Source organism: Streptomyces aurantiogriseus, from assembly GCF_014649375.1.
GTDB lineage: Bacteria > Actinomycetota > Actinomycetes > Streptomycetales > Streptomycetaceae > Streptomyces > Streptomyces aurantiogriseus.
This window is the reverse complement of sequence record NZ_BMSX01000016.1, coordinates 57,796-77,563: the sequence shown is the minus strand read 5'-3', so window position 1 is coordinate 77,563 and position 19,768 is coordinate 57,796. Positions and strand designations below refer to the sequence as shown.

20 protein-coding genes are annotated in these 19,768 nt (G+C 72.6%); 9 read left to right on the top strand and 11 right to left on the bottom strand.

Annotated elements, in window-relative coordinates:
* The first annotated feature begins 118 nt into the window (after positions 1–118).
* The 4 genes from IE263_RS30155 to IE263_RS30140 are packed head-to-tail and all read left to right on the top strand — an operon-like array spanning position 119 to position 3,100.
* Positions 119–1,525 carry an aromatic ring-hydroxylating oxygenase subunit alpha gene (locus IE263_RS30155; RefSeq protein WP_189941000.1) on the top strand — a complete coding sequence of 469 codons (1,407 nt, stop codon included), beginning with the start codon at positions 119–121 and terminating at the stop codon, positions 1,523–1,525.
* Positions 1,522–1,842 carry a 2Fe-2S iron-sulfur cluster-binding protein gene (locus tag IE263_RS30150; RefSeq protein ID WP_229911244.1) on the top strand — a complete coding sequence of 107 codons (321 nt, stop codon included), beginning with the start codon at positions 1,522–1,524 and terminating at the stop codon, positions 1,840–1,842. The genes IE263_RS30155 and IE263_RS30150 overlap by 4 nt, the downstream gene beginning before the upstream one ends.
* A gap of 6 nt (positions 1,843–1,848) precedes the next feature.
* Positions 1,849–2,064: a transposase gene (locus IE263_RS30145; protein ID WP_189940999.1), complete on the top strand. Its 216-nt coding sequence runs from the start codon at positions 1,849–1,851 to the stop codon at positions 2,062–2,064.
* Positions 2,065–2,068: 4 nt separating this feature from the next.
* On the top strand, positions 2,069–3,100 hold the full coding sequence (locus IE263_RS30140; RefSeq protein WP_189940998.1) for an NADP-dependent oxidoreductase: 1,032 nt from the start codon (positions 2,069–2,071) through the stop codon (positions 3,098–3,100).
* A gap of 16 nt (positions 3,101–3,116) precedes the next feature.
* Here IE263_RS30140 and IE263_RS30135 read toward each other — a convergent pair whose 3' ends face one another.
* The 4 genes from IE263_RS30135 to IE263_RS30120 form a co-directional block, all read right to left on the bottom strand.
* A complete protein-coding gene (locus IE263_RS30135; protein WP_189940997.1) occupies positions 3,117–3,431 on the bottom strand; it encodes a putative quinol monooxygenase in 315 nt (104 codons plus the stop codon).
* A gap of 68 nt (positions 3,432–3,499) precedes the next feature.
* Positions 3,500–5,236, bottom strand: a complete 1,737-nt coding sequence (locus tag IE263_RS30130) for a PEP-utilizing enzyme (protein ID WP_189940996.1) — start codon at positions 5,234–5,236, stop codon at positions 3,500–3,502.
* A gap of 32 nt (positions 5,237–5,268) precedes the next feature.
* Positions 5,269–6,060 (bottom strand): SDR family NAD(P)-dependent oxidoreductase, encoded by a 792-nt coding sequence (locus tag IE263_RS30125; RefSeq protein ID WP_189940995.1) that lies wholly within the window; start codon positions 6,058–6,060, stop codon positions 5,269–5,271.
* Between the two features lie 29 nt (positions 6,061–6,089).
* Complete coding sequence (locus IE263_RS30120) at positions 6,090–7,364, bottom strand: aromatic ring-hydroxylating oxygenase subunit alpha (protein WP_189940994.1); 1,275 nt, start codon at positions 7,362–7,364, stop codon at positions 6,090–6,092.
* 154 nt (positions 7,365–7,518) lie between these two features.
* On the opposite strand from IE263_RS30120, the gene IE263_RS30115 reads away from it, so the two are divergent.
* The 4 genes from IE263_RS30115 to IE263_RS30100 all read left to right on the top strand — a co-directional run bounded on the left by IE263_RS30115 (position 7,519) and on the right by IE263_RS30100 (position 11,534).
* Positions 7,519–7,974 carry a VOC family protein gene (locus tag IE263_RS30115; protein WP_229911243.1) on the top strand — a complete coding sequence of 152 codons (456 nt, stop codon included), beginning with the start codon at positions 7,519–7,521 and terminating at the stop codon, positions 7,972–7,974.
* A 98-nt stretch (positions 7,975–8,072) separates the two neighbouring features.
* Entirely contained in the window at positions 8,073–9,065 is a 993-nt protein-coding gene (locus IE263_RS30110; protein WP_189940992.1) for a thiamine pyrophosphate-dependent dehydrogenase E1 component subunit alpha, read from the top strand.
* Between the two features lie 14 nt (positions 9,066–9,079).
* Positions 9,080–10,105, top strand: coding sequence for an alpha-ketoacid dehydrogenase subunit beta (locus IE263_RS30105; protein WP_189940991.1), 1,026 nt, complete (start codon positions 9,080–9,082; stop codon positions 10,103–10,105).
* 4 nt (positions 10,106–10,109) lie between these two features.
* Positions 10,110–11,534: a dihydrolipoamide acetyltransferase family protein gene (locus IE263_RS30100; protein ID WP_189940990.1), complete on the top strand. Its 1,425-nt coding sequence runs from the start codon at positions 10,110–10,112 to the stop codon at positions 11,532–11,534.
* Positions 11,535–11,551: 17 nt separating this feature from the next.
* Here IE263_RS30100 and IE263_RS30095 read toward each other — a convergent pair whose 3' ends face one another.
* Positions 11,552–12,160, bottom strand: a complete 609-nt coding sequence (locus IE263_RS30095) for a TetR/AcrR family transcriptional regulator (protein ID WP_189940989.1) — start codon at positions 12,158–12,160, stop codon at positions 11,552–11,554.
* Positions 12,161–12,301: 141 nt separating this feature from the next.
* Between IE263_RS30095 and IE263_RS30090 the strand changes: the two genes are divergently transcribed.
* Positions 12,302–12,958: a TetR/AcrR family transcriptional regulator gene (locus tag IE263_RS30090; protein WP_189940988.1), complete on the top strand. Its 657-nt coding sequence runs from the start codon at positions 12,302–12,304 to the stop codon at positions 12,956–12,958.
* Positions 12,959–13,016: 58 nt separating this feature from the next.
* On the opposite strand, the gene IE263_RS30085 is transcribed toward IE263_RS30090, so the two are convergent.
* The 6 genes from IE263_RS30085 to IE263_RS30060 are packed head-to-tail and all read right to left on the bottom strand — an operon-like array spanning position 13,017 to position 19,690.
* Positions 13,017–13,721: an SDR family NAD(P)-dependent oxidoreductase gene (locus IE263_RS30085; RefSeq protein ID WP_189940987.1), complete on the bottom strand. Its 705-nt coding sequence runs from the start codon at positions 13,719–13,721 to the stop codon at positions 13,017–13,019.
* Between the two features lie 32 nt (positions 13,722–13,753).
* Entirely contained in the window at positions 13,754–14,908 is a 1,155-nt protein-coding gene (locus IE263_RS30080) for a thiolase family protein (RefSeq protein WP_189940986.1), read from the bottom strand.
* A complete protein-coding gene (locus IE263_RS30075; protein WP_189940985.1) occupies positions 14,905–15,327 on the bottom strand; it encodes a Zn-ribbon domain-containing OB-fold protein in 423 nt (140 codons plus the stop codon). Before IE263_RS30075 ends, IE263_RS30080 begins: the two co-directional genes overlap by 4 nt.
* 18 nt (positions 15,328–15,345) lie before the next feature.
* Entirely contained in the window at positions 15,346–16,464 is a 1,119-nt protein-coding gene (locus IE263_RS30070; RefSeq protein WP_189940984.1) for an acyl-CoA dehydrogenase family protein, read from the bottom strand.
* Positions 16,461–19,061, bottom strand: a complete 2,601-nt coding sequence (locus IE263_RS30065) for a putative PEP-binding protein (protein WP_189940983.1) — start codon at positions 19,059–19,061, stop codon at positions 16,461–16,463. Before IE263_RS30065 ends, IE263_RS30070 begins: the two co-directional genes overlap by 4 nt.
* Complete coding sequence (locus tag IE263_RS30060) at positions 19,058–19,690, bottom strand: hypothetical protein (RefSeq protein WP_229911242.1); 633 nt, start codon at positions 19,688–19,690, stop codon at positions 19,058–19,060. The genes IE263_RS30065 and IE263_RS30060 overlap by 4 nt, the downstream gene beginning before the upstream one ends.
* Positions 19,691–19,768: the final 78 nt, after the last annotated feature.

Here is a 19,768-nt window from a genome sequence, read left to right as displayed (position 1 = left end):
CACGCGTGCTTGTTCCTGGTGACCTCGGGCAATGCGGTCCTGTCTGGCGTCGCGAGTGTTGCTCCTGCCTGCCGCCGGTAACTACACTCGCTCTAAAGTTTCTGCCGGAGGAGTGAAGATGGACGAAACGTCGGAGTCGGGCACGGCACGCTGCCCCGGGCCCAGCGTCCAGGACTACCTCGACCGGGACAGCCGCCCCGTGCCCCCTGCCCTGAGGTTCGAGAGGAACGACTACCTCGGCAGCGAGGACATCGACACCGCACGCTTCACCTCCCGTGAGTGGGCCGAGCGCGAGATGGAACAGGTCTGGCGCCGCGTGTGGCAGTTCGCCTGTCTGGAGAGCGAGATCCCGGAGGTCGGCGACCACGAGATCTACGAGATCGGCGTCGACTCACTGATCATCGTGCGGACGGCCCCGGACGAGATCCGCGCCTTCGTCAACGCGTGCCTGCACCGCGGACGCAAACTGCGCACCAGCGGCGGCAACGTCGGCGAGTTCCGCTGCCCGTTCCACGGCTTCGCCTGGAACCTCGACGGCACCCTGCAGACCCCGCCGTGCGCCTGGGACTTCCCCCATGTCACCCCGGAGAAGTTCGCGCTGCCCGAAGCCAGGGTGGCCACCTGGCGGGGCTTCGTCTTCGTCTCCATGGACCCGTACGCCGAGTCCTTCGACAGCTACCGCGGCAGCTTCGACGACTACTACATCTGGCCGCTGGAGAACCGCTACAAGTCGCTGCACATCGCCAAGGTGCTGCCCTGCAACTGGAAGATCGCGCAGGACGCGTTCATCGAGTCCTTCCATGTGATCGCCACCCACCCGCAGATGCTGCCGTGGCTCGCCGACGCCAACTCCCAGTACGACGTCATGGCGGACCAGCCGAACTGGAACCGCATGATCAACATCCAGGGCGCCCCCAGCCCCCATGTGGCGGACTCCGTCACGGAGGAGGACGTCCTGGAGACCTTCTACGACTCGCGCGCGTTCTACTCGGCCGCCCAGGGCCGTGACCTGGTGAGGCAGGAGGGGGACGAACTGCCCGCCATCCCACCCGGCGGCACCGCCCGCCAGGTCCTCGCCGAACGCATGCGCGCGCAGCTGGCGGCCACCTCGCACCTGGACTTCTCGCAGACCCCGGACACCGAACTGCTGGACGCCATCAACTACTTGCTCTTCCCCAACTTCAACCCCTGGGGCGGCGCAAAGTCCAACATCATCTACCGCTTCCGGCCCCACGGCCTCGACCCCGACTCCTGCACCGCCGAGATCATCTTCATGTCCGCCCCCAAGAAGCCCGGCGAGATGCCGCCTCCCGCGAAGATCCGCTGGGTGCCGGACGACATGCTCTTCGCGGACATCCCCGAACTCGGCGTGCTCGGACCGGTCTTCGACCAGGACTGCGAGAACCTGCCCTATGTCCAGCAGGGGCTGAAGACGATGCGCAAGCCGGGCATCACCCTGGCCAACTACCAGGAGAGCCGCATCCGTCACTTCAACCAGACGCTCGACCGGTGGATGAACCGGTGACCGTGACCCACCGGGTGGCGGTCAGGCCCTCCGGCGCGGAGATCGACGTCCGCGACGGCGAGGACCTGTTCGGTGCCGCCGGGCGGCTCGGCTATCGCTGGCCGACCGTCTGCGGCGGCAAGGGCACCTGCCGCACCTGCTTCGTCCAGGTCGAGGAGGGTGCCGAGAACTGTTCCCCCATGGACCCGCTGGAACGCGAGGGCATCGAGGCCCTGCGCAGGCCGGTGGACGGCCTGACCCGGCTCGCCTGCCGACTCCGGGTCGAGGGCCCGGTGACCGTGACCAAGCGCGGCGTGCGCCGCCGAGTGCAGGAGTGAGGGCCCATGCCCAAGCAAGTGATCCACCCGCTGACCGGGCATGTGTACCGGCTCACCGAGGACGGTCTGGTCGAGGTGACCGACCCGAAGACCGGGGCGCGGGGCATCTTCGACTTCCAGGCCCGATGGCAGTCGGGCGAACTGCGCCACGCGGACCTCCAGATGGCCGGCTGGGTCGGCCGCCTCGCCCGGCGGCGCACCGCCCGTCAGCCGGAGGAGTGACCCGGTGGCGCCCCGTACCACCCGGGTGGTCTGTCTGGTGCGCAGGCCCGACGGAGAACCGGTCCCCGCCGACTTCGCCGTCGAGGAACGCCCCCTGCCGCCCCTCGGCGAGGGGCAGTTGCTCGTCCGCAACCTCTACATGAGCGTCGACCCCTCCATGCGCGGACGGCTGGAGAGCACCGAGAAGCACTACACGCACAACTTCACTCCCGGCTCGCCCCTCGACGGCCGCGCACTGGGTGTCGTGAAGGAGAGCCGCTGTGCCTCCATGCCACCGGGCACGTACGTACGCCATCAACTCGGCTGGCGGGAGTGGGCCGTGCTGGACGCGGCCGACACCGACGGCGCGGGGCGTATCGACCCCCGATCGGCCCCCCTGTCCACCTGGTTGGGGCTCCTCGGCCAGACCGGTTTCACCGCCTACGTCGGTCTGACCAGGATCGCCGAGCTGCGCCCCGGCGACACGGTCTTCGTGTCGGCGGCCGCCGGCGCCGTGGGAACAGCCGCCGGACAGTTCGCGCGCCTGCTGGGCGCCGAGCGTGTCGTGGGGACCGCCGGAGGGCCGGACAAGTGCGCCCTGCTGGTGAAGGAGTTCGGCTACGACGCAGCCGCGGACTATCGCGCCGAGCCGGTGCGCGAGGCGCTGGCCCGGCTGGCGCCCGACGGCCTGGACGTGTACTTCGACAACGTCGGCGGTGAGCAACTGGCCGCCGCCCTGCACGCGTTGCGGACCGGCGGCCGGGTCGCCCTGTGCGGCATGATGTCGCAGTTCGGCGGGGAGCGGCGGTCCGCCGACATCAACCAGCTGATCCAGGCGGTCCTCAAGCGGCTGACCCTGCGCGGCTTCATCGTCCGCGACCACGAGGACCTGCGCCCGGAGTTCGAGCGGCGGGTCGCCGGCTGGCTGGGTGAAGGCCGGATCACCGCGCGTGAGACGGTCGTGGACGGCCTGGACAACGCCGCTGGGGCGCTGCTGTCCCTGCTGGGCGGCGGCAACGTGGGCAAGATGCTGGTCCGGCTGAGCGACCCCGGCTGAACCGGGGCGCGCGACCTCAGCGCATGGAGCGGGACACGGCGACCGTGTGGGCCTCCAGGGAGACCCCGACCCGCGTCAGCCCGGCCGAGGCCGCCCGGAAGTCCTTGATGTGCGGGGTGCCGAAGTGCTCGTCGAGGGCTTCCTGGGAGGCCCACCGCTCATACACCCGGATGCGCCGCTCGTCGGCTGGGTCCGCCGTCATCGCGTAGTCCAGGCAGCCAGGCTCCTCCGTACGCGTACGGAGGCCCAGCTCGACGAGGTGGCCCAGCATCGTGTCGCGGTCGCCGGGCTCGTAGTCCATCCAGCCGGAGACGATGACCTGCTCTGCCATGGTGATCCCTTCGCGGTCATGCCCGCGGGCCCGTCGCGTGGGCAGGGGTGCGACGGGCCCGCGGTGTTTCAGATGCCGACGGCCGCCGGGACGCCGTCCACGGTGACCGTGCCCTTGTCGCCGTCCACCGTGACCACCATGCCGTCCCGCAGCCGCCGTGTTCCGCCCTCGACGGAGATGACGGCGGGGATGCCCAGCTCCCGGCAGACCACGACGGCGTGGCTGTTGAGCGCGCCCACGTCCACCACGGCCGCTCCGGCGACCAGGAACAGCGGGGTCCAGGCCGCGTCCGTGATGGGCGCGACCAGCACCTCGCCCGGCTCCAGCGCCTCGCACGAGGCCGGGTCGGTGACGACGCGCACCCGTCCGGTGTACGTGCCGCGACTGCCGCCCACCCCGCTGAGCACATCGCCCTCGACCGCCGCCTCGGTCCGCTCCTCGACGCGGCGCGGCCAGGTGTCGATCTCGGTCCGTGTGTCGTCCGCGATGAAGAACGGCGGTTCCAGCTCGTGCAGACCGGCGTACTCCTCGAGCCGCCGCGCGATGACGGGGGCGAAGGGCTCCGGGTCGGCGACATAGTCGTCGAGTTCGGTGTCCAGCAGCATCATCACGTCCTCGGGCCGGGCCAAGCGGCCCGCCTCGACCCCGCGGCGGCCGAGCTCGCGCACCGCCATCCGGATCTCGTTGACGACGGTCACACAGTTCGCCTTGGTGCGCTCGCGGGCCGGGATCCACACCTGGGCGGCGTGCATACCGGCGTCGAACATCGGCTGCGCGTCCTCGGGCAGCACGGCCCGGATCTCCTGAGCGGTCCGCTCGCGCCGCTCGGTCAGCCGCTGTCGGCGGGCGGCCGGGGAGTCGTCGTCGGAGCTGTGCCGGATGCGGTCGACGAGGGCCAGCGCCTGGACCGGTGCCGCCTCCCAGGACAGCGCGTGGATGTCCCACTCGTTGGGCCCGCGGTCCCCGGACTCCGCGAGGAACTCCTCGAAGGAGTCGCGGAACGCCTTCACGTCCCCGCTCGCCCCGTCGAGCGCCCGCTCCACCGCGGCCGGCCCCTGGTCGAACAGGGCGGTCAGCTCGGCCGAGGCCGCCACCTGGCGGGACAGCGTCCACAGCCCGGTCGAGGGGGAGGCCGAGTCGACGTCGCCGAGACCGCCGATGAGGTCGAGCAGGGCGCCGGGGCGGTCCACGCTCGCGCACAGCGGACCGAGGATCGCCGGTCCGACGGACGCGGGCAGCGAGGACTCGACGTGCCGCTGGAAGGTCGTCTCCACGTCGTCCAGCAACGAGCGGGCGTGCGCGACCAGTTCGGCCTCGGACAACCGCGTCAGATCGGGGCGCGCCCGGCGCACACCGCGCAGCCGCTCCCGGTCGGCGTCGGCCTCGGGAAAGGTGGTCTGCCCGAGCATCCGCTGAAGCGTCCCGCCCGCCTTGGCCGTCAGCTCCTCGTCCTGGTCGTCCGGGTGGGCCACGTACACCGGGGTGTCGGAGCGCCGGCCGACGAAGGCCGCGTCGATCTGGTCCGCCGTCTGGCCCATCCGGATGCCGAACAGCCGCATGTGGGACAGATTGAGGTAGAAATGGCCGCCGAACATCCCGACGAACGGCGGGCGGGGACCGGCCACCTCCTCCTCGCGGTAGATGCCGAACCCGACGAAACCGCGGCGCCAGCCCTGCAGACCGCGCCCCCAGACCAGGGTCCAGCCCAGAGGGCTCGCGGGCTCCGGCAGGGTCTCGCCCGCGTTGGCCCGGGTGTAGTGCGGCAGGCGCTCACTGCGCTGCCAGTCCGTGATCCAGCTCTTCATCGCCCGAGGTCTCCCGCCGTCCGTCCCGGTGCCTACCACTGTGCCGTTCCGCCGTCGACGCTGATCAGCGTGCCCGTGATGCCCGCGCCCGCCTCGCTCGCCAGCAGCGAGGCGACAGCCGCGACCTGCTCCACGGTGGTGATCTTCTTGGTGGCGGCGTGCTCGGCGAAGCGGCCCAGCCACTCCTCGTACGAGATGCCCTCGGCCTCCGCCGCGGCCGGTCCCGCGGCCCGCATGAGGTCGGTGTCGACGGCGCCGGGGCAGATGGCGTTGCAGGTGATGCCCTGGGTGCCGTACTCGAAGGCGGTCGCCTTGGTCAGGCCGTGGATGGCGTGCTTGTTGGTGATGTAGTGGCTGATCGCGGGCTTGTTGGCCTGCTTGCCCTCGACGGAGGAGATGTTGATGATCCGGCCCCAGCCGCCCGTCAGCATCTTCGGGATCGCCCGGCGCGTGCCGTAGAAGTAGGCGTTGAGGTTCAGGTTCAGCGCGTCGTGCCAGGCCTCGTCGCTGAGTTCGTGGATCGGGGCGAAGCCCGAGGTGCCGCCGACGTTGTTGACCCAGATGTCGAGCCGGCCGAAGCGCTCGGCGGCGAAGTCGGCCAGGCCCTCGATGTCCTCCTGGCTGTTGGCGTCGCAGGGGTGGAAGACGGCCCGGTCCCCGGCGTCCATCTCCTCCAGGGCCTGCTTGCCCTTCACCTCGGAACGACCGCTGACGACGACCGTGGCGCCGTGAGCCAGGAACTGTTCGGCGATGGCGCGGCCGATGCTGCGCGTGCTGCCCGTGATCACCGCGACACGTCCGTCGAGGCTGCCCGTAGCCACCATGGTGTTCTCCCGCGAGTGTTGTTGGTTCGTCACCTGGCGGCGCCGGCGGCTCTGTCCAGGTACTGGTGGATGGTGCGGTGGAAGTGCTGGAGTCCGGGCTCGTTGCGTCCGAAGACGAAGTCGGTCCCGCTCAGGGCCGCGAGACCCTGCTGGACTCCGTAGGTGGTCGCGTAGTCCTCGTCGCGGACCACCTCGTGGAACCACTCGCCGAACCGGTCGGCGGCCTGGCGCTCCTCCTCGGTGACCGCCGGTTCCCGCAGCAGGATGATCTGCTGGGTCACCGACTCGGTCGCCGTCCGGGGGAGCACCAGGGAGACGGCGATCTTCTGGCGCCAGCCGCCGGCGATCGCGAGGCCGGGGAAGAGCCAGTAGATGGGACCCACGCAGTCTCCGGGGTCCCGCTGGTCCGGGGGCAGTTCGACCGCCTGCGCGATGGGCCGCAGGGCCGGTGCGATGCGCTGGTGGGGGCCCCAGGTGTCGTGGGCCATCATGTTGGAGAGGTTCGTCTCGAACACCGTCTTCGGGTGCAGCGAGGCGAAGTGGTACGTCTCCAGATACCCGTCGAGGGTGACCTTCCAGTTGGGGCTGGTCAGCTCGCCGGTGGAGTAGTGGTGGCACTCCGCCAGCCGCAGCCCCTCCAGCAGCGGCTGCAGGTCGCCCAGCCAGGCGTCCAGGTCGTGCTCGGCCGCCGGGTCCAGGGAGACGAAGACGATGCCGGCGCGCTCCCCGGCCGGGAGCCTCACCAGGCCGCGGCCCTCCCGCGGCACCTCGCCGAAGGTCTTCTCGGCGTACACGCCCCGCAGCTCGCCGGCGAGGTCGTACGACCAGGAGTGGTACGGGCAGGTCAGCCGCTTCGACACCCCGCAGCCGGGTTCGAGGAGCTTGGCTCCCCGGTGCCGGCAGGCGTTGATCATCGCGTGGACGGCGCCCTGGCGGTCCCGGGTGATCAGCACCGGGGTGCCGAGCACGTCGATGGCCTTGTAGGTGTTCGGCCCCGGAAGCTCGCAGGACATGGCGAGCGGCAGCGGGACGCTGCGGTGGACCGTGTCCGTCTCGCGCTGCCAGCGGTCGGCGTCGAGGTAGTGGGCGACGGGTTCCGTCCACTGGCCGTCCGCCTCGTGCGTCGTGTTGTCGCGGTAGTGCGCCACCACGCGTTCGACGAGTTCGGCGGCCTCCCGGCGCATCGTCACGGACGCGGCGTCGGTGGACCGGTCCCGGCTGATCCACGAGGAGTACTCGGGGGCCGAGGGCGGCTCGCGCCCGGCGTCCGTCTGCTGAATCTCCGGCGAACTGGTCTGGACCACGATGTCCTCACAATCCCCCCAGCCGCGAGCCGGTGAAGGGCTTCGGATGCGACAGCTGGGCTGTGTCCGAAACTGCAACAGGACTTAGTGTTGTCTGTCAATAGAAACTGCCGAAGTCGCCACTCGGCGTCCAGTGGGGGTGGGTGCGATGGTCATGACCCGGCCGTTCGAGGCGGGTGCGGTGGTACGGGACTTGGCGCTGATGGAGCGCTTCTACTGCGAGGTGCTCGGTTGCCACGCCGTCCACCGCTCGTGCGTCCCGGGGTCCGTCGGCGGCCCGGCCGGGCTGGGCGGTGAGCTGGAGGTCGTCTGGCTGCAGGTGCCGTCCGGGGGGTGCGTCAAGCTGATCCGTCCCCGGTCGGCCCCGGTGTCGGCTCCCCCGGTGGTCTCGCTCACCGGGCGGCTGGGGCTGTCGTACCTCACCTTTCATCTCGACGACGTGGAGCCGGTGGTGTCGGCGCTGGCGGCCGCGGGTGCCCGGCCCCTGTCGGATCCGGTCGTCGTTCGGGTGCGGGGCCGGCGGATCAGCTTCTGGGCGGATCCGGAGGGCAATGCGGTGGAGCTGGTGGACGCGCGGGGCGAGGACCCGGGTCCAGGGCATAGTAATTAGAGACGCTGTTCAGTAAGGTGCCCCTGCTGCTGGTTACTGTAGACCGGCACTAGAAAGTCCGACTGCTGGGCAACCTCCCTCGGGCGAAGGGGCGGACGATGGCTGAACGAGCCTCAACGGCGGCAAAGGAATCCGCGCGGGTCATCAGGGATCTGCACGCACGCATGGTGCGCATCCGGCTCTTCGAGACCGAGGCCGGGAAGCTCATGGAGGCCGGCAAACTGCCCGGCTTCCTGCACCTCTACGTCGGCCAGGAAGCCGTGGCCGCCGGCGTGATGGCGGCCCTGCGCGACGACGACCAGATCACCTCCACCCACCGCGGCCACGGCCACGCCGTGGCCAAGGGCGTGGGCTTCCGCGAGATGTACGCCGAGCTGTACGGCCGGGTCACCGGCGCCTGCCTCGGCCGCGGCGGAAGCATGCACATCAACGACGTCACCCTCGGCATGCTCGGCGCCAACGGCATCGTCGGCGCGGGTATCCCGATCGCCGTCGGCGCCGCCTTCGCCGCCCGCTACAAGGGCGAGGACAGCGTCGCCGTCACCTTCTTCGGCGACGGCGCCACCAACATCGGCTCCTTCCACGAGGCCGCCAACATGGCCGCCGTCCTGGGCCTGCCCGTCGTCTTCGTCTGTGAGAACAACGGCTACGCCGAATTCACGCCACAGTCCCGGCACATGCTGCTCACCGACGTGGCCGACCGGGCGGCCGCCTACGGCATGCCCAGCGTGATCGTCGACGGCATGGACGCGGTCGCCGTCCACCGCGCCGCCGTCGACGCCGTCGAGCGCGCCCGGGCCGGCAAGGGCCCCATGTTCATCGAGGCCAAGACCTACCGCTACTACGACCACCAGGGCGTCAAGGGACTGCGTCACCCCTACCGCTCCGACGAGGAGGTCGCCGAGTGGAAGGCCCGCGACCCCATCGACCTCATCGAGACCCGGGCCGTCGCCGACGGCACCGTCACCCGCGCGGAGCTGGACGACGTGTGGCAGCGCACCCGTGACGACATCGCCGACGCCATCGCGTACGCCGAGGCGAGCCCGCTGCCCGACCCCGCCGACCTGCTGCTCAACGTCTACTCGGGATGACCGCCATGACCCCCATGACCAGCGTCACCGAAGCGCCGGCCGCCGCCCCGGACCGCACGGCCCGCAAGCTCACCTACGTCAAGGCCTTCAACGAAGGACTCGCCCAGGCCATGCGCGAGGACGAGAACGTCTTCGTCGCCGGCGAGGACGTGGCCGGATACGGCGGCGTCTTCCGCATGTTCGACAACCTGCTCGACGAGTTCGGCCCCCGCCGCATGATCGACACCCCGATCTCGGAGGCCGCGCTCGTCGGTCTCGGCGTCGGCGCCGCCGCACGGGGCCTGCGCCCCGTCGTCGACCTGATGTTCATGGACTTCATCGGCGTCTGCCTGGACCAGATCGTCAACCAGGCCGCCAAGATGAAGTACATGTTCGGCGGCGCCGTGTCCGTGCCGCTCACCATCACCACCGCCTCCGGCGCGGGCCTCGGCGCCGCCGCCCAGCACAGCCAGAGCCTGGAGGCCTGGCTCGCGCACGTCCCCGGCCTCAAGGTCGTGATGCCCTGCGACGCGTACACCGCCAAGGGCCTGACCGTCTCGGCCATCCGGGACGACAACCCGGTCGTCGTGATGCTCAACAAGGTCCTCCTCGGGAGCACCAGTGAGGTCCCCGAGGAGATCTACGGCATCCCGCTCGGCCGGGCCCACACCGCGCGGCACGGCTCCGACGTCACCGTCGTCGCCCTGGGCCGCATGGTGGGCGAGGCGCTCGCCGCCGCCGACGAACTGGCGGGCGAGGGCGTGGAGATCGAGGTGATCGACCCCCGCACGGTGCAGCCCCTGGACACCGAGACCCTCGTCGCCTCCGTCCGCCGCACCAACCGGGTGCTCGTGGTGCACGAGGCCGTCACCTTCGGCGGGCTCGGCGCGGAGATCGCCGCGCACATCCAGGACGAGGCCTTCGACCACCTGGACGCGCCGGTCCTGCGCATCGGCGCCCCCTTCTCCCCGGTGCCCTTCTCGCCGGTGCTGGAGAAGGCGTACGTGCCCGACCGCGCCCGCATCGCCGAGGGGTGCCGCCGTCTCCTCGAAAGGTCGTGACGACGTGGCGGTCGAGGTTCTGCTGCCGAAGATCGGCCTCACCATGCAGGAAGGCACGATCGACGAATGGCTCGTGCCCGTCGGCGCCGCCGTCGCGGAGGGCGACGCCCTGCTGCGGCTGGCCACCGACAAGGTCGACGTCGATGTCGAGGCGGAGGCCGGGGGACTGTTCCACCCCGTGGTCCCGGCCGGGACCACCGTCCCCGCCGGAGCCCTCATCGGCTGGCTGCTGGCCGAAGGCGAGCAGCCACCGGACCCGGGGGGTACGCCGATGCCCGCCGGGTCCGGGTCCCCTCTCGGTGACGCGGCGGCAGTCGACGGGAGTGGAGCTTCCGCCGCGCCGTCCCGCGACGTCGGCGACGGCTCCGCGCAGTCCTCCCGCAACGGCGGCGCCGCCGTCGGTCACGGGGGCCGGCTCCTGGCCTCCCCGAACGCCCGCCGGGTGGCTGCCGACGCAGGCGTCGACCTCATCGCCGTACGCGGCACCGGGCCCGGCGGCCGGATCGTCTCCGAGGACGTCGAGGAGTTCCTCGCCGCCCTCCCCGCCGACCCCACCGGTCCCGTCACGCCGGTCCCGCCCGGCCTCCCCGTCTCTCCGCTGGTCCGCAAGCTGGCCAAGGAACGGGGCATCGACCTCTCCGGGGTGAACGGCAGCGGCCCCGGCGGCCGCATCCGCAGGTCCGACCTCGACACGGTGACGCCCCCGCCCCCACCTCTCAGCCCCGGGGCCGTACCCCAACCGGGCGACGTCCTCCCACTCACCGGGATGCGCGGCACCATCGCCCGCAGGATGCACGCCAGCCTCCAGGAGATGGCGCAGCTGACGCACGGCTACGAGGTGCGGATGGACGCCGTGGTGTCCCTGCGGGACCGGCTCAAGGAGGAGTGGGCCGACGGCGACCTGCCGGTGCCCAGCCTCAATGACTTCCTGCTGAAGGCCGCCGCGCTGGCCCTGCGCGAGCACCCGCTGCTCAACGCGACGGTGCGGGAGGACGGCATCCATCTGCTCGACGGCATCCACCTGGGGTTCGCGGTGGCCGTCCCGGGCGGCCTGATGGTCCCCGTGCTCGAGGACGCGGCGGCGCTGCCGCTGCCCGAGCTCGCCCGCCGGTCGAGGGCTCTGGCCCAGGCCGCGCGGGAGGGGCGGATCTCCCCGGCCCAGCTGGAAGGGGCCACCTTCACCGTCACCTCGCTGGGCGGATACGGGGTCGACTTCTTCACGCCCGTCATCAACCCCGGAAACGTCGCCATCCTCGGGGTGGGCAGGCTCAGGGACGGCGTCGAGTGGGAGGACGACCGGCCGCGGCGCACCCGGGTGCTCACCCTGAGCCTCACCTTCGACCACCGTGCCGTCGACGGGGCGCCCGCCGCCGAGTACCTGCGCACGGTCGGGGAGTTGCTGCGCAAGCCCCTCCGGCTGCTGGTCTGACTCCGGCGGCCGTGGGCCTATCCGGCCGCCGGGTCGGCGATCCGCCCGGCGAGCCGGCCGACCTCGCGGACGAAGGAGCGGTGCCCCAGCGAGCGGTACACGTCGTCGCCCCGGACCTGCGAGATCGCCGCGGTCTCCAACAGCGCCAGCAGGCCCAGCCCGATCACGGCGGCCTCCGCGTCGGAGACGTCCTCACGGGCCTTGTGGATGAGCCGCACCAGCTCGGCCAGCAGCTCCGTACGGCTCTCCTGGCGCAGTGCCTCCGCCTCCTGGCTCATGCCGGCCGAGGTCACGAAGAACACGGTGGCGGCCGACCGGTGCTCGCCGAGCCAGGCCAGCAGCGCGGTGACCGCCGGTCCGACGTCCGCGCCGGGCCGGTGGGCCTCCGTGAGCGCCTGCACCTGCTCGCGCAGCGCGGTCGCGAACACCCGCATCCCTTCCGCCAGGACCTGGTCCTTGGAGGAGAAGTGGTAGTAGACCGCTGCCGAGGTCATCTCCGCACGGGCGGCGATGTCGGCCACCGTCACCTCGTCCGGGGGCTGGGTGGCGAACAGTTCCGTGGCTGCCTCGATCACCCACTGCCGGCGCGACGGGCGGTGAGCGGCGCGGGTTCCGGATGTCGTCATGGTGTCAAGTATGCCGGGACCCGGGTCATCCAGAGCTCCCCGGGCAGCAGGGAATGACGCCGTCGGTCCGCAGGAGTTACTAGATAGCATGGTCAGTACACAGGGCCCACGCACGCGGGTTCACGGAAGCCGCCAGGGAGCATGATGGCCACGACGAAGAACGGCAAGCAGCCCGCTCACCGACCCTCGCGGCGGCAGCACATCATCACCGCCGCCGTGCGGGTGTTCGGCCGCAACGGGTTCGCGGAGACCAGCATCCAGGACATCGCGGACGAGGCCCAGGTGGTGCCCACGGCCGTCTACTACCACTTCGACGGCAAGGAGGAGCTGCTCGAACTCGCCATGCGACGGGTCTTCGACCAGCTGAACGCCGTCGTGGAGGCGGCCCGGCCGGAGTCCGAGCCGGGTGACGCGGAGGGCCTGCTGCGGGTCATCGACGCCGTCTGGGACTGGGTGGAGACGAACCCGGACGAGGCCCGCCTCTACCAGGTTCAGGTGGCCTCGGCGAACGGCAACATCAAGGTGCTGCGGGACGAGTTCGAGCAGCGGCACGTCCAGCGCGGGTACGACTATCTGCCCGAGGGCACCACCCGCAGCCCCCGGGCGGCCAAGTCCCGGCACGCGGCACAGGCGCTCGCGGTCCGCACGCTGATCAGTACGACCATGCTCGTCACCGCGCTGCGGGCGGAGGGCGGACCGCTGTCCCAGCTGCCCTCGCGGTCCGTCCTGGAAGCGGTCAGGGCGCTGGCCCTGCGCATCGTCGCCACCGACCAGAAGCCCGCCGACTCCTCCGCCTGAGGCGGCTCACCAGGTCACCTGCCCGAGGCGTCTCACCGGGCCGCCTGTCCGAGGCGGCTCACCAGGGCAGCGGCCTGCGGTCGGCGAACAGTCCGCCCGTCGTCCCGTCGCCCTCGGGAAGCGTCGCCAGCCAGACCGGCGTGTCCGCGCCCTCCTCCGGCCCGCGCGGTGCGGACGGTCCGCCCATGCCGCTGCGGGTCCAGCCGGGGTCGGCGGCGTTGACCAGGACACCCGTGCCGGCGACTTCGGCGGCGAGCATACGGGTCAGGGCGTTGAGGGCGGTCTTGGAGACCCGGTACGTCGGATGCCGGCCGGAGTCCATCAGCGCCAGCGAGCCGTACGAGCTGGTGACGTTGACGACCCGTCCGTAGCCGGCCCGCACCATGCCGGGGACGACGGCCCCGGCCAGCCGCCAGGCGCCCAGCAGATTGGTCTCCAGCGTGGCGTGCAGGGCTTCCTCGTCGAGGTTCAGGGCCGTTCGTGACGCGTCCAGACTGACCCCGGCGTTGTTGACGAGGACGTCGATCGCGCCGAAACGCCCCACGGCCTCGTTCACCGCCTCGGCGACGCTCACGGCGGAGGACACGTCCAGCGCCAGCGGCACCGCCGCCGGACCGATCCGGCCGCAGACCTCCTCGGCCGCCTCCCGCTTGCGGGCCGCCACCAGGACCTTCAGCCCCCGGTCGGCCAGTTGCCGGCAGATCTCCGCCCCGATCCCACGAGCCCCGCCGGTGACCAGCGCGGTCCTGTCGCCGTGCCCCATGCTGTACCGCCTTCTCTGAGAACCGCCTCTGCTCACACCGTCAGTACCGAGCAGGCGCTGATCCCCGGCGCTCCGTACACATGGGTGAAGCCCACGCGGGGGCAGCCCGGCACCTGCGCGCCCGGCGCCCGGCCCTGCAACTGCCGTACGACCTCGTGGAACTGGCGCAGCCCGGACGCGCCGACGGGCTCGCCGCCGGCCAGGCAGCCGCCGTCGGTGTTGACCGGTATCCGGCCCGTGGGATCCGTGTCTCCGGCCACCAGCAGGTCCTCCTGCTCGCCGTGGCCGCACAGCCCGGTCTCCGCCAGGTGGATCAGTTCCGAACCGCTGTCCGTGTCCTGCAACTGGGCGACCTGGACGTCCGTGGGCCGGACACCGGCCGCGCGGAAGGCCGCCTCAGCGGCGTCGGTGCTCGGGCTGCGGTGCGGCCCGGGCGGCAGCCAGGGCGCGAACACCTCGAACGAACCGAACCGCCGCGTACGGAACGCCACCGACGCCAGCCGCACCGGGCGTTCACACAGGTCGAAGGCACGGTCGCCGCGCGCCAGCACCAGCGCCGCCGCGCCCTGCCCCGGTGAGCAGAACATGTACTGGGTGAGCGGGGGACTGACGACGGGGGAGTCCAGGATCTCCTGCTCGGTCAGCGGCTTGCGCCGCCAGGCCAGGGGGTGCTGGGAGCCGTTGCGGAAGGCCCGCTCGGCGACCGTCGCCAGCGCCCGCTCGGGGATCCCGTGGTCGTGCAGATACCGCTGCGTCTTGAGGGCGAAGAACTGGGTCGTGAGCATCATGCCGGTCTCGGCGTACCAGTCACCGAGGCCGTAACGGGCCGCGGAGACGTGGAACGCGCCCCGCTCGTGCTTGTCGAACCCCACCGCCAGCCCCAGGGAGGCCTCGCCGGCGCGCAGCGCGTTGGCCACCGTCAGCACGGTCGAGGCGCCGGTCGCGCAGCCGTTCTGCACGTTGACGAACGGCACGCCGGTCAGGCCCAGCCGGCCCACCAGCGTGTCGGGCTTGCCGGACACGTCGGAGCCGCCGGCCGCGTAGCCGATGTCCTCCCAGGCGACACCGGCGTCGGCCAGCGCCTCGCGCACCGCCCGCTCGGCCATGTCCATCCCGGTGACGCTCTCGTCGCGACCGAAGGGATGCATACCGCATCCGACCACGTAGACGTCGTCCGCACGGCTCATCGGCCGGCCTCCCCGTCCGGGCGGAAGGCGAAGGTCAGGACCTCGGTTCCGTCCTCGTCGTGGTACGCCGGCAGCGTGGTGAGCCGGACCGGCAGCCCGATCCAGATCTCCGCGCGAGGCACCGCCAGCCGTGCCTCGACCAGCACCTCACCGAGGTCCACATAGCCCACGTGGTACGGCTGGTAGCCCCCGGCCGGCGGCCGGTACGGCGGCTTCGGCGGGAACGCCTGGAGGGTCCACGACCAGATCCGGCCCCGCACCGGCAGCGCGTGGGCGGACATGAGCCCGGCCGGACACCGGGGGCACGAGGCCTGTCGGGGGAAGACGACGGTGCCGCAGCGGGAGCAGCGCGCGCCCGCGAGCCGCGGCGGATCCACGCTGTCGAACAGGCTCTCGTCGATGAGTCTGGTGGTCCTCATGCCGTCCCGCCTTCCACGTCACCAGCCCAGCAGGCCGGCCAGCCGTTCCCGGTGGTGTGCCGCGCCGCCCAGCAGGACGGCGTCGGACTGGGCGCGCCGGAAGTACAGGTGGGCGTCGTGCTCCCAGGTGAAGCCCATGCCGCCGTGCAGGTGCACGCACTCGGCGGCGACGGACACGAACGCCTCGCCGCACCACGCCTGCGCCACCGCCGCCGCCTCGGCCAGTGCCTCGGGCGAGCCGGCCGCGCGGACCGCCCGCACCACCGCCGACCGCGCGGCCTCGACCTGGAGCAGCATGTCGGCGCAGGTGTGCTTGACCGCCTGGAAACCGCCGATCGCCCGGCCGAACTGGGTACGGTCCCGCACATGGGCCACCGTCATGTCCAACGCGGCCTGCGCACCGCCGAGTTGCTCGGCGGCCAGGGCGACCAGGGCCATGTCCAGGGCGCGGGAGACGACCTCCGCCCCCTCGCCCCCGGCGGTCAGGGCCCGGGCGCGGGCACCGGAGAAGGTGACCACCGCCTGGCCTCGGCTGAGGTCCAGGGTGGGCACCCGGCGCACGGTGACGCCCGGCCCGTGCGGGTCGGCGAGGAAGAGGTCCACGCCGTCGGCCCCGGTCGCGGCCACCACCAGCGCGTCGGCGTCGGCGCCGTCCAGGACGAAGGGAGCGGTGCCGTGCAGCAGCGGCACACCGCCCTGCCAGGAGACGGCCACCGGCACGTTCTCCGGCCGCCACGTCCCGTCGGGCGCCGCCACCGCCAGTGCGTGCACGGTGCCCTCGGCGAGTTCCGCCAGCGCCTTGTCGGCCGTACCGCAGCGGGCCAGCACCTGTCCGGCCAGCACGGTGGAGGACAGCAGCGGCACCGGCGCCAGAGTCCGGCCCAGCTCCTCGCACACCACGGCGATCTCGGCGAGGCCGCCCATGCCTCCGGCCGACTCGGGCAGGCCAAGGGCCGCGAGCCCTACCTGCCGGCCGAGCGTGTCCCACAACGCGGCGTCGATGCCGGGGGAGTCCTCGGGCAGCCGGCGCACCGCGGCGGTGCCGTCGGCGTCCGCGCACACCGACCGTACGGTCTCCCGCAGGTCCTCCAGCTCGGCGTCCGACAGGGCGGTGCCCTCGCTCACGGTGCTCGTCATCGTGCGCTCCCGCTCTCCTCGTGCCGCCGGCCCAGGACGCTGTGCGCGGCCGCCATCCGGGCCACCGGCACGCGGTGTGCGGAACAGGAGACGTAGTCGAGACCGAGGCCGTCGCAGAACGCGATCGACTCCGGGTCCCCGCCGTGCTCGCCGCACACGCCCAGCTTGATGCCGGGACGCACGCTCCGCGCCCGCTCCACGGCCAGGGCGATCAGGGCGCCCACCCCGTGCGGGTCGAGCCGGGCGAACGGGCTGGCCGTCAGGAACCCGCGCTCCTGATAGGAGGCGAGCACCTGCCGCTCGACGTCGTCCCGGGAGAAGCCGTAGGTGAGCTGAGTGAGGTCGTTGGTGCCGAAGGAGAAGAACTCGGCGTGCTCGGCGAGCTCGCCGGCCAGCAGCGCGGCCCGCGGCGTCTCGACCATCGTGCCGAGCCGGTACGGCACCCGGACCCCGGTGCGGGCGGCGACCGCGTCGGCGGCCTCCCGCACGTAGGCGGCAGCGGCGGCCAGCTCCTCCGGGAGGCTGATCAGCGGGACCATCACCTCCAGCGCCGGCCGGACCCCGGTGGCGGCCACGTCCACCCAGGCGGCGAAGAGCGCCTCGGCCTGCGCCGGATAGAGCCGCTCGTGCAGCAGCGCCAGCCGGACCCCGCGCAGCCCGAGCATCGGGTTCGCCTCACGCAGCGCGGCGGCCCGCTGCTCCTCGGCGGCGTCCAGGGCCTGTCCGGGAGCGGGCAGGAACTCGTGCAGCGGGGCGTCCAGCAGGCGCACGGTCACCGGACGGTTCCCGACCGCCGTCAGCAGGGCCCTGAAGTCCTCGTGCTGGGCCCGCTCCAGCGCGACCAGCGCCTCGTCGCGAGCCGCCGGGTCGGCGGCCAGGATCACCCGGCGGATCAGCGGCAGCCGCTCGCCGAGAAACTGGTGCTCGGTACGGCACAGCCCGACACCCTCCGCCCCCAGGGCGACGGCGGTGTCCACCTCGGCCGCGGTGTCGGCGTTGACCCGCACGGCCAGCCGGCGCGTCTCGTCCGCCCACTCCAGCAGGGTGGACAGGTCGGGCGGCGGTCCGGCGACACTGACCGGCAGCGCCCCCGCGTAGACGGCGCCGGAGCGGCCGTCCAGCGAGACCGCATCGCCCTCGCGCAGCACTCGCCCGCCGATCCGCACCGTCCCGACGGCCCGGTCCACGCGCAGCCCGTCGGCGCCGCACACCGCGGGTCTGCCGGCGCCCCGCGCCACCACCGCGGCGTGCGAGGCGATGCCGCCGCTGCCGGTCAGCACGGCGGCGGAGGCCAGCATCCCGGGGACGTCGGCCGGGGTCGTCTCATGGGCCACGAGCACGACCTGCGTGCCGTCGGCGCCCAGCTCGAGGGCGCGTTCACTGGACAGGGCGATCACGCCGGCCGCCGCCCCCGGGGACGCCGGCAGCCCCCGCACCAGGAGCTCCTCCGTGCCGGTCAGCCGGAACTGGGGGTGCAGCAGCTCCTGCACCTGCGCGGGCGTGATCCGCAGTACGGCCTCCTCCCGGCCGAGGGCGCCCTCGCGGGCCAGGTCGGCGGCGAGGCACACCGAGGCCCGCAGCGGCGGCCGTTGCTGCGCCGAGGCGGCGAGCAGGGCGATCTCGTCGTCGCGCACCTCGAAGTCGACCGACACCGGCGCGTGCAGATGACGTTCGAGAGTGAGCAGGGAGTGCTCCAGCAGCGCCGTTCCGCCGGCGAGCCGGTCCAGCGGTTCCCCGGTGTGCGGGGGTGGGGCGCTGCGGCGTACGCCCCGGAAGAAGGAGCCCTGCGGGGAGAAGCGGCCGGTCTCGGGATGGCGGCTGACGGCCGTGCCGTAGCCCGAGTGGTCCGCCGGGCCGATGCGCAGCGCCTGCACGTACAGCGCGAGCGCCAGATCCGCGGGGAGTCGCTGCGCCCGCCGGGATCGCCGCGCGCGCGGGGTGTCCCACCGCGCGAGGAGCGCGCGGGCGGCCAGCGCGAGCTGCTGCGCGGGGTCGTCGGGGAAGGGCTGCGAGCCGTGCCGCGCGACCAGGGCCAGCAGTGCCTCGACCCGTGCCCGTGGCGCGGGCGTGTCGAGAAGGGCGTCGTCGAGTGGCGCGCCGGGCACGTCCAGGGCGTACTCGGCGATCATCCGCACGGAGGCGGCCCACGCCTCGTACAGGGCCTCCTCGCGGCCTATGACGGCGCACAGGGCTTCGGCGTTGTCGGGGGTGACGCCGAGACAGGCCAGGTCGGGCGGCAGGCCGGCGATCTCGGTCGGCGCGCCGGCCGACAGGCGCAGCAGCAGAGGGCGTCCCGCGTCGCCGACGCGCCGCCCCGACACCTGCTCGACAAGCTCTACGGCGGCCCGGGCCGTGCCGGGTTCGCACAGCGACGCGGAGGCGCCGGCGGGCACGGTGAGGCCGGGGACCACCGGCAGTCCGAGGGCCACCAGCCGGTCCATCGCCGCTCCGTGTGCGCCCAGCTCGCCGGCGTCCAGTCCCCGGATCCGCCCCTGCCCGTAGGGCACCAGGACCCGGCCGGGGGTCTCGGGCGGTGCGGGGTGCACGGCAGCGTCGGCCCGGGCGAGCGGGCCCGCCCCGCGGTCGGTGACGCTCACCCCCGGTCCCCCGCGAGCAGCTCCTCCTCGAGGGCCTCGTCCTGTGCCCGGCTGACGCCCAGAACGAGCAGCAGTTCCTGGTGCAGCCGCATCCACACGGTGTGGTACGAGTCGCACAGCGGCGAGGCCAGCCACTCCGTCCCGCCGTCGTCGAACCGGTCGAGGGCCTCCTCCAGGGCCGTCAGGTACTGCCCGCTGCCCGCCAGCGCCCGCTCCAGCCTGCGCAGCACGGGCTGGATCGCCTCGTGCACGTCCTCCAGCGCCTCGCGCACCTGCGCGTCGTAGGCCAGGTCGGAGTGGTCGTTGGGGGTGCCGTCGGGCCGGCACTGCCAGGCCGTGCACACCTCGCGGAGCCTCCGGTTGACCGGCAGGAACGCCCGGTACGCCGCGGTGATCTGCTGCTCCTGTCCGGTCCCCGCGCCCACCCGCAGGATCCGGGCGCCGGTCTCCTTGGCGCGCTCGGTCGGCAACACCATCGGGCCCTTCACCATCGCCAGCCCGGCGTCCACCAGGGGGCGGTACTCGGACTCGGGCCGACCGCGCCACATGCCACGCAGAACGAGGTCCACCACGGCTTCGGTGAGGGACTCGTCGAGAGCGTCGGTCCCGTCCACGGCAACAGATCGCATCGCCACACCTTTTCCCCGGCCCTGTGGTGCCGGTTCCTCGGTTCGTGTTGCCCGGAGGTTACGCTCCGGCGAGGTCGT